Source organism: Streptacidiphilus fuscans (assembly GCF_015690355.1).
Lineage (GTDB): Bacteria > Actinomycetota > Actinomycetes > Streptomycetales > Streptomycetaceae > Streptacidiphilus > Streptacidiphilus fuscans.
In genome coordinates, this window is record NZ_JADPRT010000001.1 from 492,806 (window position 1) to 505,140 (window position 12,335).

Here is a 12,335-nt window from a genome sequence, read left to right on the forward strand (position 1 = left end):
CGGTTGAGTGGCCGAGCGGAGGTTCAGCCGCCGAGGTCCTCGGCGTCCGTGGTGTACGGATGGACCGGGCGGTCGGAGTCGAACGGGGTGAACCAGGCGTCGATGGAGGACGGCGCGAACTCCGGCGAGCCTGCGGCCGAGCCGTCACCCAGCGGGTCCGCCTCGGGCTGCGCGTAGAGCCACTCGTGGTCGAGGGTCTCGTACACGCTCGCCTGGAACGCGAGCAGCGCCTTGCGGACGCCCGGGTCCAGCAGACCGTGCAGGTCGAGGGTGGCCTCGGTGGCCTCCAACAGCAGGCGCAGCAGCAACTCCTCGGCGACGCAGTTCGGTCGGACGAAGCCGGGACGGCAGATCCGGTCGGTCAGGTTCACGGCGGTGACCAGCAGTTTTCGGGCGAAGCGCGGCGTGTAGAGGTGGGCGAACTGCGGTGGCAGTCCTTCGAGTTGCAGCAGGCCGTTCTCGCACTCGGCCGCGTTGGGACCGTCGCCGAGGGCCTCGATGTCGGCGAAGAGCTCGTCGATGAGGATGTCGATGCTGTAGACGAGCGCCCCTGCGGCCAGCGCGGCATCCTCGGCCGCGGCGCGGTCGCGCTCGTGTGCCGCGTCGGTTGTGTCGCCCGCGTCGGGCACGTCCTCCGCGTCCGGCGCGTCGGCGCCGGGGTGGGGGAGCCCGAAGGACTCCGGGCCCACGCCCGCGAGTCTCGGCGCGAGGGCGCGGAAGGCGCTTTGGAGTCTCCGGCGGTCCTCGCCGACCGGCGGTTCCGAGCCGGGCGCGAGGCCCGGTGCGGCTTCGAGGGTCGGGCGGGCGGCGAGCGAGCGCGAGGACGCGGGCCCGTCCACCGGCGTGTCCGGGGTGTCGGCGGCCTGGAGGCTCTCCTCGGCGGAATCGAGGTGCAGCTCGACCTCGCACCGGTCGACGGTCCACTCCGACAGCAGCTCGCTGTGCTGCAGAATCTCGCCGATGACCGCCTCCACCGCCGCCTCGGCGTCCTCCAGCGTCGGCGCGTCGACGAAGACCTTCAGCAGCGCGCCGTCGGGGTGGACGCCGATGAAGTGGTCGGTGATCTCGACGACCTGCCCGTCCTCGTCCTCGATGCTCTCGATGGCGTCCAGGCCCTCGCGCAGCAGGTGGACGACGCCGGCCCGCTGCAGCGGGTCGAGCCCCGGGGACTCCTCGGGGCGGCGGGTGTCGACAGTGACCGCGTAGCTCATGCCTCCAGCCTGCCCCACGCCACCGACACCGCACACACGACAACGCCGGGCAGGATATTTACGCCTGCCGCGAGGACTGCCGTAAGGGGTCGCGGCAGGTCAGGCGGTGGAACGGGAGCCTGTCCGTCCGCCCACAGACGAATCCGTCGCGGGCCGGGCCGGGCGACGCTAGCGTGCGCGCATGGCGGAGATCGAGATCGACGGCGCCCGACTTGCCTACGACGACACCGGCGTGCCCACGGGCTCGCACCCGGACACGCCATCGGTGGTGCTCGTGCACGGCGGGACCTCGGACCGGCGCATGTGGGACCGCCAAGTGCCGGTGCTGGCTGGACGGTTCCGCGTCGTCCGCTACGACTGGCTCGGCTACGGCACGTCCGGCGACGTCCTCGGCGACCACGCGCGGCACGAGCAACTGCTGGCGCTGCTGGACGCGCTCGGTGTCGGTCGAGCAGTGCTGGTCGGCAACTCCGACGGCGGCAAGCTGTCGCTGGACGCGGCGCTGTGCGCGCCGGAGCAGGTGGCGGGTCTGGTGCTGGTGGGGTCCGGGCTTTCGGGGCATGTGTGGCCGCCGGAGTTCCTGCGCCTGTACCAGGAGCGCATCCATGATCTCGTCGGCGCCGAGCGGCTCCAGGCGTACGCCTCCGGCACGGCCGGGGCGGTCGACCCGGACGACCTCGTCCGCTACGTCGAGGCCACCGTCGAGCTGCTGGTCGCGGGGCCTGCGCGGACCAGGAAGGACCTCGCCCCCGAGGTGTGGTCGCTCGCCGTCGAGATGTTCCGCAACGTGATCGAACGCGAGTGGGCCCAAGCATCAGCCTTGGCGTCGGCCACAGCCTCGTCCTCGGCCCCGGCGTCCTCGGCCGCGGGCACGGCCCGCGATCTCGACCCGGGCGCGGAGACGCGGTTGGCGGAGGTGTCCGCGCCGACCCTCGTCGTCCACGGGACCGAGGACGTGCCCGCCATCATCGCCGTCTCCGAGCTGCTCGCCCGCGCGATCCCCGGCGCGCGTCATGCCGTCCTGCCCGCGACCGGTCATGTGCCGCCGCTGGAGTGCCCGGACGAGTTCACCCGCCTGCTGGTCGAGTTCCTCGACGGCGTGGCCCCGGCCCCGACGCAGAGCCGATCCTGAGGTTTCGCCGACTCCGTCCACGGGAAGGGAATTCGACCGAATTGCACGGAATAGCTGCCCTGGACGGCGTGAGTTGACGCGCGTCAACGGGAGCATTTCCGGGCGGGAAAGCATTGCGGGCGAAGTCCCCACAGAATTCCCGTGTCTGATGGGCACTCAACTGCCGCAATTCGGACCATTCATGATCCATCCTCCCACTACCTGCACTTCTCCGGCGGAGTCCAACCCACCGTTTGTGTAGAGCCGGTGGGTTTCGCACGCCTGAAAGATTTCCTTGGTGTGGCTGAAACAAAAGTGGTGAAGACTCACTCCGGTCACGCGGGTACCCGACCGGGCATCCAGCGTGTAATGATCCTGCCAATGTGAACGGCAAGGGGTGAGGCGCGTCGAACCGTAGACCGACCGAGCCCGGGTGCCACAAAGGGGAAGGTTGGGCCGCGCATGCGCAAGATACGTCAGTTGACGCTCACCGCAGCGATGGTGACGCTGACGATGGCAGTCGCGGCGGGCTGCTCGGGAGGCGGCGGAGGATCCGGCGCCATCGGCAACGGCGGGGCAGGGGGCAAGAAGCCGGTCAAGGCAGGCGGGACGGTGACCATCGCCGAGACGGGCGCCACCCCGAACTTCGTCTTCCCGTACGCCCCCGCGACCAACACCGACGGCTGGAACGTCAACCTCACCCAGCCGATGTGGCCCGCCCTTGTCTACGCCGGTGATGGCGGACAGTCCGTGGTCAACCCGGACGAGAGCCTGTTCTCCAACATGACCTGGGCCAACGGCGACAAACAGGTCACGATCGATCTCAAGCACTGGAACTGGTCCGACGGGCAGCCGATCACCAGTCGTGACTTCAGCTTCGTCTACAACCTGTTGAAGGCGAACACTGACAACTGGAACGGCTATGTCCAGGGGCTCTTCCCCGACAACGTGTCGAGCGTGTCGACCCCCGACGCCAACACCGTCGTGATCAACCTGGCCCGCTCGTACAACCCCTCGTTCTACGAGGAGGACGTGCTCAGCCTGATTCCGCTGCTTCCGCAGCACGCCTGGGACAAGTCGTCGGACGCGGGCCCGGTCGGCAACCTGGACCAGACCACCGCCGGTGCCAAGGCCGTCTACGCCTACCTCCAGAAGGAGGGCGGTGACATGGCCTCCTTCGCCACCAACCCGCTGTGGAAGGTGGTCGACGGTCCGTGGAAGCTGTCGGAGTTCCGGACGGACGGCTACTACAGCTACGTCCCCAACAAGCAGTACTCGGGGGCGGACAAACCGATCCTGGACAAGGTCGTGAACACGCCGTTCACCACCGACACCGCCGAGCTCAACGCCCTGCGCGCCGGTGACACGCTGGACGTCGGCACCCTGCCGCTCAACGACGTCAAGCAGGCCTCGGCGCTGGAGCAGAACGGCTACTCGGTGGCCAGCGTGCCGATCCCCGGCGTCGCGATGATCCAGCCGAACTTCTACAACGCCCAGGTGGGGCCGGAGATCCAGCAACTCTACGTCCGCCAGGCGCTGGAGTACCTGATCAACCGGCCGCAGATCGTCTCCAAGGTCTACTCCGGCTACGCCGACCCCGGAAACGGCCCGGTCCCGCTGACCGCGACCGGCCCGTGGGCCTCGCCGCTGGAGAAGTCCGGCGGACCGTACCCGTACTCGCCGTCCAAGGCCACCGCGCTGCTCCAGGCGCACGGTTGGAAGGTCGTGCCCAACGGCGCCACCACCTGCCAGAACCCCGGCACCGGCGCGAACCAGTGCGGCGCGGGCATCACGGCGGGGGAGGGGCTGACCTTCCAACTCGCCTACACCTCCGGTGAGACGTCCCTGGACGAGCAGAGCGCCGCGATCAAGTCCTCCGAGGCGCAGGCCGGCATCACCATCAACCTGCACTCCGAGCCGTTCAACACGCTGATCGCCAACGTGGGCACGTGCACCGCCCAGTCCCACCCGGCCGCCACCTGCGGCTGGCAGCTGGCGGACTTCGGATACGACCCGTACTCGCTCTACCCGGCCGGTGAAGGACTCTTCAACAGCGGCGGCACCAGCAACCAGGGCGGCTACTCCGACCCGAAGATGGACCAGCTGATCAACGCGACCGAGTACGGCTCGGACACGGCCTCCTTCTACGCCTACGAGGACTACGCGGCCCAGCAGCTGCCGTGGCTGTGGCTGCCGAACCACAACAGCCTGCTGGTCTACCGCAACAACCTCCAGGGCATCACGCCGCTGAACCCGTTCTCCGGCGGCCTGAACCCGGAGATGTGGGGCTACACCAAGTGAGTGCGTCATGACCGCCTATCTCGTCCGCCGGATCGGCCAAGCGATCACCGTGGTGATCGGGGTCATGGTGCTCACCTTCATCATGGTCCACCTGGAGCCCGGGAGCGCGGCCCGCGCGACGCTCGGAGTGAAGGCCACGGCCGGTCGGATCGCCATCTTCGACAAGGTCAACGGCCTCAACCAACCGTTGTGGGAACAGTTCTGGACGTACGTCAAGCAGGTGTGCCAGGGCGACTTCGGCACGTCCTACTCCCTGCAGCAGCCGGTGTCGACGCTGATCGCGCAACGGCTGCCCAAGGACGCGGTCCTGCTGGGCATCTCCACGGCGCTGGCGCTGGCCATCGCCATTCCGCTCGGGATCTACCAGGCGGTGCGGCGTAACGGCGTCGGCGACAACGTCGCCACGGTGGTGGCCTTCGTCCTCTACTCGATGCCCGACTTCTTTTTCGCGCTGCTGCTGATCGCGGTGTTCTCGGTGCAGTTCCACCTGCTGCCGCCGCTGGCCCCCCGGGCCACCACGGTGCTCGGGATCCTGTCCGACCCACGGGCGCTGATCCTGCCCGTGGCGACGCTGACGCTGGTCAGCGTCTCCGGCTACAGCCGCTACATGCGGTCCTCGGCGATCGACGCCCTGGCCCAGGAGTACCTGCGGGTGGTCCGGGCCAAGGGCTTGCCGGAGCGGCTGGTGCTGATGCGGCACGTGCTGCGCAACTCGATCCTGCCGATCGTCACCATCGTCGGGCTTTCCGCGCCCAGCATCGTCGCGGGCGCGGTCATTGCCGAGGAGGTCTTCAACTACCCGGGTATGGGGCTGCTCTTCTTCCAGGCGGCCACCAGCCACGACTACCCGATCCTGCTCGGCTCGACGCTGATCGTCGGCGTCGCCACCGTCATCGGCAACCTGGCCGCCGACACCGCCTACAGCCTCCTCGACCCCCGGATTCGCTATGTCAGTACATGAGCCGGTGCACGAACCCGCACTCGATGCGGAGCCGGACCGCGAGGCGGCGACCGGTGCCGCCGCCGGGCCCGGAGCGGTGCCGGAGGCAGGCGAGCTCACCGCGCGGCGCGGGTCCGGACGGCTGATCGTCTCGACCCTCGCGCACAACAAGATGGCGATCGCCGGGGCCTGCCTGGTGGTGGTGATGGTGCTGTTCTGCTTCGTGGGCCCACTGCTCTACCCCACCAACCAGGTCACCGTCCGGCTGGACCTGGCCGAACTCCCGCCCAGCGGTGCGCATCCGCTCGGCACCGACGCCTCCGGCTACGACGTGCTGGGCCGGTTGATGCAGGGCGGCAGGTCCTCGCTGGAGCTGGGGTTCGCGGTCGCCGTCGCCACGAGCGTCATCGGCACGCTCTACGGCGCGTTCGCGGGCTTCATCGGCGGGGTGGTGGACGCGCTGATGATGCGTGTCATCGACACCTTCCTGGCCATCCCGGGTCTGGTGCTGCTGCTGATCCTGGTCAGCATGTTCACCCCGAACCTGCTGATGATCATCGTGCTGCTGTCGCTGCTCTCCTGGCTGGGCGTGGCGCGACTGGTCCGAGGCGAGGTACTGAGCTTGCGGACCAGGGAGTTCGTCCAGGCGGCCCGGATGATGGGCGGGAGCCGACGCCGCATCATCCTGCGCCACCTGGTGCCGAACGCGATCGGCGTGGTGCTCGTCAGCGCCACCTTCACGATCGCGGACGCCATCCTGGCCATGTCCACACTGAGCTTCCTCGGGCTCGGCATCCCGCCACCCCACGCGGACTGGGGCACGATGCTCTCGGACGGGCTCAACTACCTGTTCGACGGCTACTGGTGGCTGGTCTACCCGCCGGCGGTGATCCTGATCGTCACGGTCGTGGCGTTCAACCTGATCGGCGACGCCCTCCACGACTCACTGGACGCGCGACTCCAGCGGCAGTAGGGCGGTAGGACGCGCGGGCCCGTGCGTCCTCGTCCGTTCTGTCAGTCCCTTCGTGTTGAGTGGGTCGGAGACGAAGGGAACAGAACTGTGGACATCCTGCTGATCGCCGGTCTGTGGCTCGGCGGAACCGCCTGGAAGGACGTGACGCCCGAACTCGAACGCCTCGGTCACCGGCCGGTCCCGCTCACCCTGCCGGGCCAGGGCGACGGCAACGCGTCCGCCACACTGGCCGACCAGCTCGCGGCCGTCCTCGCCGCCGTGGACGCCGCGCCGGGCCCGGTGACGGTGGTCGGCCACTCCGCCGCGAGCACGCTGGCGTGGCTGGCGGCCGACGCCCGCCCCGACCGGGTGGCCAGGGCCGTCCTGATCGGCGGCTTCCCGGGCAACGACGGCGCCGCGTACGCCGACTTCTTCCCGATAGCGGACGACGCGATGCCGTTCCCCGGCTGGGAGCCCTTCGCAGGCCCCGACAGCGCCGACCTGGACGAGCAGGCGCGCACGCGGCTCGCAGCCGCGGCGATCCCCGTCCCGGCGGGCGTCGCCCAAGGCGTGGTCCGGCTGACTGACGAGCGCCGCTTCGACGTACCGGTGACGGTGGTCTGCCCGGAGTTCTCGCCCGAGGAGGCCAAGGGCTGGATCAGCGCCGGACAGATCCCCGAACTCGCCCGCGCCAAGCACGTCGAGTTCGTCGACATCGCCTCCGGCCACTGGCCCATGGTCACCCGACCGAACGAGCTCGCAAATCTCCTGGGTGCCATGTCCTAGGGTCTCGCCGGGCGGAGCGGCGAGCCCTGTCGTGCGTGCCCGCGTTGGACGTGACGTGGTGGGTGGTCATCCCGTCCATCCGGTGTGGCGCAGCCAGTCCTCAAAGGTCATCACGTCGGGGTGCAGGCGGCGCAGGAGGTTGATGTCCCGGTCCTGGGCGTAGAGATCACGCTCGGCGAAGAACCGGAACATTGCCGCGTAGTCGTGGCTGAAGTCGGGGACGGCGGCGCGCAGTTCGTCGTGCGGCATCGGGATGTAGGCGCTGGGGGTGCCCGTGACCTGAGCGAAGGTGGCGGCGATCTTGTCGCCGGTGAGGCTGTCACCGATCACCGCGAGGTCGCGGGCGCCCCAGGACTGCCAGTTGTCGAACATGTGGCAGGCGAACCAGGCGATGTCGTCGAGGGCGACGAGCGGGTAGCGGGCGGCGCCGAGGGGGAGCCTGAAGGTCAGGCCACCCCGGACGTCCGGTCGCGGGTGAGCCGGTCCCGCAGGTTCTCGAAGTACGGCGCCGTGGTCAGCACCGAGACGTGGTCCGTGTACCAGCCGTCGGTCTCCTTGCGGAGCATTTCCTCCGACCGCATCAGGTTGATGTGGGCGGCGACGGCGGCTTTGCTGTCGAAGTGCGGGACGGGGTGGCCGGTCAGGGACACCGCGCTGTCCAACGAGGACCAGATGAAACGCTCCACGCCGGCCCGCTCCGCGGCGGCCAGCAAGCGCAGGCCTTGCCGATACTCACCCACCGCGCTGCCCGTCGCGAAGAAGTCGGTGTTGGCGAACACGCGGTCGGCCTGCCCGATCAGGGCCTCGAGGGCCGCCGAGTCGGAGTGGACCAGTCGCACGCGCTCGGGCGCGGTGGCGCTGAGTTCGGTGGCGCGGGCGGACTCCGGGTGGCGGGTGGGGACGGTGACGGTGGCGTCGGTGGTGGCCAGCAGGTGGCGGACCACGTGGCGGCCCATGGCTCCGGTGCCGCCGACGACGAGGACGTGGGTCATGACGTTCTTCTCCGGTGTGTCAGGACGTGATCGGCCACCTGGGCGTGGGTGGCGACCCAGACGTCGCCGGACTCACGGATGTGGTCGAGGATCTGGCCGACCATCCCCGCGAGGGGCGGACGTCCACGGACTGAGCGCACCACACGTGCGATGTCCCAATGCTCCTATCTGCAAAGGATGGTGATCGAGCGTCAGAACCCTGCCGAGAGTGAACTCTCTCGTCCCACCGTCCCGAGCCGCCGTCATGTCCGTGTACGTCCCAGCAGGTCAGGCATGGCGATGTCCCGTCATCACGTCATCTTGTCTCCGCCCCTCGTCGGACGGGAGTTGGTCGAGCACGCTCTGTGCCGAGCAGTTCCCAGGGGCCCATAGGAACTGCGTCCGAGTTGTTCGACCAGGAGGGGAAAGATCGTGATGAGGTCACGCAGCTTGAAGGCGCTCGCCGTCATGGCGACGGTCGCGGCCATCGGCACGGCGGGGGTGGGCACGGCGAACGCCGCGTCCCAGGCCGCGCCGCACACCGCGACGCAGGCCGCCCCGTTCGCGACGCAGGTTCGCGAGGCGGGGTTGAACACCACGCAGGCCGCCGCCCTGCAGAGCAAGGTCGACCAGATCCTGCACCAGTACACCGGCGCCAAGCAGGTCGCCGCGAACGAGATCGCCCTGCCGCACGGCAGCTCGGTCCTGCTGCCGCTGCCGGGCCAGAAGTACGCGCGGGTCCTGCCCGGCGCGGTCAACCTCGGCTTCGCGCCGGCGAACGCCACCCGCGTGACGCCGAACAGCAGCGGAACGGGCAACCCCGACTCCGGCACCTACTTCTGGCCCAACGGCTCGGGCTGTACGTACGAGTACTTCTGCATGTGGCAGGGGCAGGAGGGTGCCGGTGAGCAGTTCAACGTGAGCACCTGCAACGAGGACCAGGAGCTTCCGGGGTCCGGCTGGAACACCGACGGGTCCTGGATCAACAACCAGACCCCGGGCACGGACGCCTACCTCCTCAACAGCGGCCACGGTGTCATCTACACGACGCCTCCGCCCATGTCGTGGAACAACGACTACAACTGGCAGCCCGTCTGGTACGCGGACGCCTGCAACCACTGATCCGCTCCATCGCTGAGCACCGCTGAGCACCGCTGAGACCGCAGGGCCGAGCAGCTCCACCCGCTCGGCCCTGCGCCGCGAGGACGTGCGTCGGCTACCGGCAATCGGGTAGCGGCGCGCGTAGGTGAACCCACAGGATGCCTCGCATGATCACCACACGTACCGCCACCGCAGCCGACGTGACCACCCTTGCCGCGCTCAACGCCGTCGTTCACGACCTGCATGCCCGCACACGTCCTGACATCTTCGTCACCGCTCCGGCCGTTGACGCGCTCGAAGCCCTGCTGACTGAGCAGTTGGCCGAACCGGGCGTGACCTTCGTGCTCGCCGAGACACCCGACGGCCGAGCCGTCGGCTACGCGATGGCAAGGGTCGTCGAGCGACCGGCGAGCGTCCTGGCGCTCCCGGAGACCTTCGTCTCGCTCCAGCAGATCGCGGTGGATCCGACCGCCGCGAGAGGCGGAGTGGGTACCGCGCTGCTGGAACAGGTCCGCGCGATCGGGCGCGCGGCGGGCTGCCGTCGGCTGGTGACACAGGTCAGGGACTTCAACGAGGACGCCTACGCCTTCTACCGGTCCGCAGGTCTGAGCCCGGTCACCCGGACGCTGGAACAGGCACTCTGACGCCGGGTCATTCCGCCTCGTCGCCGGGGGTCCGGTGTGGGTGTGGTGACGCGTGCGGCGGGGAAAGGCAGGAGGGACATGACAACCTGGCGCGCCGCGAGCGGTCACAAGCCGTGGTGCGGCGTCCTGACGTTCTGGGGGTAGTACGGATGAACCGCAGGCACTGGTTCTCGTTCGCGGCGGCAGCGGCGCTCGTCCTGGGGACGACCGGGGCGGCCACGGCGGCGAGTGGCGTGGGTGGTTCGGGCGGCGGCACGCAGAGCCTCGCTCCTGCCCACCAGGCAGCCGCCCACCACGCGGTCGCGGCGACCGCCGCGGATCCGTGCGGCTACACCGCGGCGGTGCCCGCGGACCGTTTCAAGGGCATCCCGGTGTTCGACGCGGCCAAGGCCGCCAAGCCGTACTCGGCGCAGCTGCGCACCAGCCAGGGTGTGATCACCTTTCAGGCGCTGACCAGCGCAGCGCCCTGCACCACCTACTCGTTCCGGTTCCTGGCCGAGCACGACTACTACAACCGCACCCACTGCCACCGGCTCACCACCAAGGGCATCTACGTGCTCCAGTGCGGCGACCCGACCGGGACCGGCTCGGGCGGGCCGGGGTACTCGTTCAACGACGAGAACCTGACCGGCGCGACCTACCCGGCCGGCACCGTGGCGATGGCCAACGCCGGGCCGAACACCAACGGCAGCCAGTTCTTCTTCGTCTGGAAGGACACCAAGCTCTCGCCCGCCTACACCCCGTTCGGCAAGGTCACCGGCGGCATGGACGTGCTGCTCAAGATCGCCGCCGCGGGAGAGGACGACCAGAACGGCCCCGGCGACGGTTTCCCGACGCTCCCGGTCGACATCCACGACATCCGGATCCTGCACGGCTGAGCCGTTCGGCGTCCGTCTCCTGAGACGGTCCGGCCGTTGCACCGGAAGTGCGGCGGCCGGGCCGTAGCATCGGGCCTCATGCATATGGGAGTGATCGGCCACGAAGGCCTGTCCGACGTCACCGAGATGCTGGTCCGCGGCGAGCTGTGGCGCATCGTCACCGGCTGTCCGAGTCACGACCTCGTCGGTGTGACGCCGCTGCGCCCCGGCCCGGAGACCTGGTTCGCCCAGTCCGTGGTGGACCACGGCGGCGGGCTGGAGATCCTCGGCACCACCGCGCACGCGCTGCGCGAGGAGGCCCGTGCGGTGCACCATCTCAGCTCCGGCATGGTGCTCGTCCCGACGCTGCTCGGCATGGTCGAGGAACTGGTCGCGGTCTGGGACGGTCAACCCGGTACGGAGGTCGCCGAGGCGGTCGCGGAGGCGGAGCGTCTCGGCCTCTACGTGCACCGGGTCTGGCCCGAGGGGTCGGCGCGACAGTAGGTCTTGGACGCACTACCGCCCGCGTGGCAGGGTGGTTCCCGCACTGATCATGAATCGGCAGGCGGGGAGCGGAAGATGACGAAGGTTTGGCTGGTCACCGGGGCGAGCAGCGGGTTCGGCCGGGCGATCGCCGAGGCGGTGGTGGCGGCGGGCGACATCGTGGTCGCCGCCGCGCGCCGTACCGGGCCGCTGGACGACCTGGTCGCCGCGCACCCGGGCCAGGTCGAGGCGCTGCGGCTCGACGTCACCGACACGGCGGGCGCGCAGGCTGCCGTCGACGGGGTGGTCGCGAAGCACGGGCGGATCGACGTCCTGGTCAACAACGCAGGGCGCGGCGTCGTTGGCGCGGTCGAGGAGACCACGGACGCCGAACTGCGCGAGTTGATGGACCTGCACTTCTTCGGCCCGGTCGCCCTCACCCGCGCCGCGCTGCCCCACATGCGCCGTCAGGGCTCGGGCGCGATCGTGCAGCTGACCAGCATGGGCGGACGTTTCGCCTTCGCCGGGGTGGGCGCGTACTGCGGCACCAAGTTCGCCCTGGAGGGGCTGTCCGAGTCGCTGGCCGCGGAGGTCGCGCCGCACGGGATCCGGGTGCTGATCGTCGAGCCGGGCGCGTTCCGCACCAGCTTTGCCGGGGCGGGCGCGCTCTCCCAGTCCGAGGCGATGGACGCGTACCAGGACACCGTCGGTCCGGTCCGCGCCGGGCTGTCGGGCGGCGCGGGTCAGGAGGCGGGCGACCCGGCCAAGGCCGCGGCGGCGATCCTGACCGCCCTGGACGCGCCCGAGCCGCCGCTGCGGCTGCTGCTCGGCAACGACGCGGCCGATGCGGTCAGCGGCAGCCTGGAGCGGGACCGCGCGGAGTTCCGCGCCTGGGAGAAGCTGACCCGCTCCACGGACTTCGACAGCTGAGCGGCTTTCTCGCGGCGAGCGAGCAAACCGCGAAGACTTCTTTGCAAA

Annotated in this window: 13 protein-coding genes; 10 read left to right on the forward strand and 3 right to left on the reverse strand. The window is 69.7% G+C overall.

Going from position 1 to position 12,335, the window contains the following annotated elements; all coding sequences use genetic code 11:
* Window positions 1-23: 23 nt before the first annotated feature.
* Window positions 24-1,211, reverse strand: coding sequence for a hypothetical protein (locus I2501_RS02295; protein ID WP_196192043.1), 1,188 nt, complete (start codon window positions 1,209-1,211; stop codon window positions 24-26).
* 181 nt (window positions 1,212-1,392) lie between these two features.
* Here I2501_RS02295 and I2501_RS02300 point away from each other — a divergent pair, with 181 nt between their 5' ends.
* The 5 genes from I2501_RS02300 (at window position 1,393) to I2501_RS02320 (ending at window position 7,301) form a co-directional block, all read left to right on the forward strand.
* The gene (locus I2501_RS02300; protein WP_196192044.1) at window positions 1,393-2,343 is read left to right on the forward strand and encodes an alpha/beta fold hydrolase; all 951 of its coding nucleotides are present in this window, start codon (window positions 1,393-1,395) and stop codon (window positions 2,341-2,343) included.
* A 441-nt stretch (window positions 2,344-2,784) separates the two neighbouring features.
* Window positions 2,785-4,623 (forward strand): peptide ABC transporter substrate-binding protein, encoded by a 1,839-nt coding sequence (locus tag I2501_RS02305; RefSeq protein ID WP_196192045.1) that lies wholly within the window; start codon window positions 2,785-2,787, stop codon window positions 4,621-4,623.
* 7 nt (window positions 4,624-4,630) lie between these two features.
* Window positions 4,631-5,584, forward strand: coding sequence for an ABC transporter permease (locus I2501_RS02310; protein WP_196192046.1), 954 nt, complete (start codon window positions 4,631-4,633; stop codon window positions 5,582-5,584).
* Between the two features lie 4 nt (window positions 5,585-5,588).
* Window positions 5,589-6,536, forward strand: coding sequence for an ABC transporter permease (locus I2501_RS02315; protein WP_196192047.1), 948 nt, complete (start codon window positions 5,589-5,591; stop codon window positions 6,534-6,536).
* Window positions 6,537-6,623: 87 nt separating this feature from the next.
* Window positions 6,624-7,301, forward strand: coding sequence for an alpha/beta fold hydrolase (locus tag I2501_RS02320; protein WP_196192048.1), 678 nt, complete (start codon window positions 6,624-6,626; stop codon window positions 7,299-7,301).
* Window positions 7,302-7,367: 66 nt separating this feature from the next.
* On the opposite strand, the gene I2501_RS41045 is transcribed toward I2501_RS02320, so the two are convergent.
* A complete protein-coding gene (locus I2501_RS41045) occupies window positions 7,368-7,844 on the reverse strand; it encodes an NmrA family NAD(P)-binding protein (RefSeq protein ID WP_456243082.1) in 477 nt (158 codons plus the stop codon).
* The gene (locus I2501_RS38945; RefSeq protein ID WP_236045734.1) at window positions 7,748-8,293 is read right to left on the reverse strand and encodes an NmrA family NAD(P)-binding protein; all 546 of its coding nucleotides are present in this window, start codon (window positions 8,291-8,293) and stop codon (window positions 7,748-7,750) included. Before I2501_RS38945 ends, I2501_RS41045 begins: the two co-directional genes overlap by 97 nt.
* A 414-nt stretch (window positions 8,294-8,707) precedes the next feature.
* On the opposite strand from I2501_RS38945, the gene I2501_RS02330 reads away from it, so the two are divergent.
* From I2501_RS02330 to I2501_RS02350, 5 genes are all read left to right on the forward strand, one after another.
* Window positions 8,708-9,394 (forward strand): hypothetical protein, encoded by a 687-nt coding sequence (locus I2501_RS02330; protein ID WP_196192049.1) that lies wholly within the window; start codon window positions 8,708-8,710, stop codon window positions 9,392-9,394.
* A gap of 146 nt (window positions 9,395-9,540) precedes the next feature.
* Window positions 9,541-10,017: a GNAT family N-acetyltransferase gene (locus I2501_RS02335; RefSeq protein ID WP_196192050.1), complete on the forward strand. Its 477-nt coding sequence runs from the start codon at window positions 9,541-9,543 to the stop codon at window positions 10,015-10,017.
* A gap of 149 nt (window positions 10,018-10,166) precedes the next feature.
* Window positions 10,167-10,895 (forward strand): peptidylprolyl isomerase, encoded by a 729-nt coding sequence (locus I2501_RS02340; RefSeq protein ID WP_196192051.1) that lies wholly within the window; start codon window positions 10,167-10,169, stop codon window positions 10,893-10,895.
* 78 nt (window positions 10,896-10,973) lie between these two features.
* Window positions 10,974-11,378, forward strand: coding sequence for a hypothetical protein (locus I2501_RS02345; RefSeq protein ID WP_196192052.1), 405 nt, complete (start codon window positions 10,974-10,976; stop codon window positions 11,376-11,378).
* Between the two features lie 75 nt (window positions 11,379-11,453).
* Window positions 11,454-12,287 carry an oxidoreductase gene (locus I2501_RS02350; protein WP_196192053.1) on the forward strand — a complete coding sequence of 278 codons (834 nt, stop codon included), beginning with the start codon at window positions 11,454-11,456 and terminating at the stop codon, window positions 12,285-12,287.
* Window positions 12,288-12,335 lie beyond the last annotated feature (48 nt).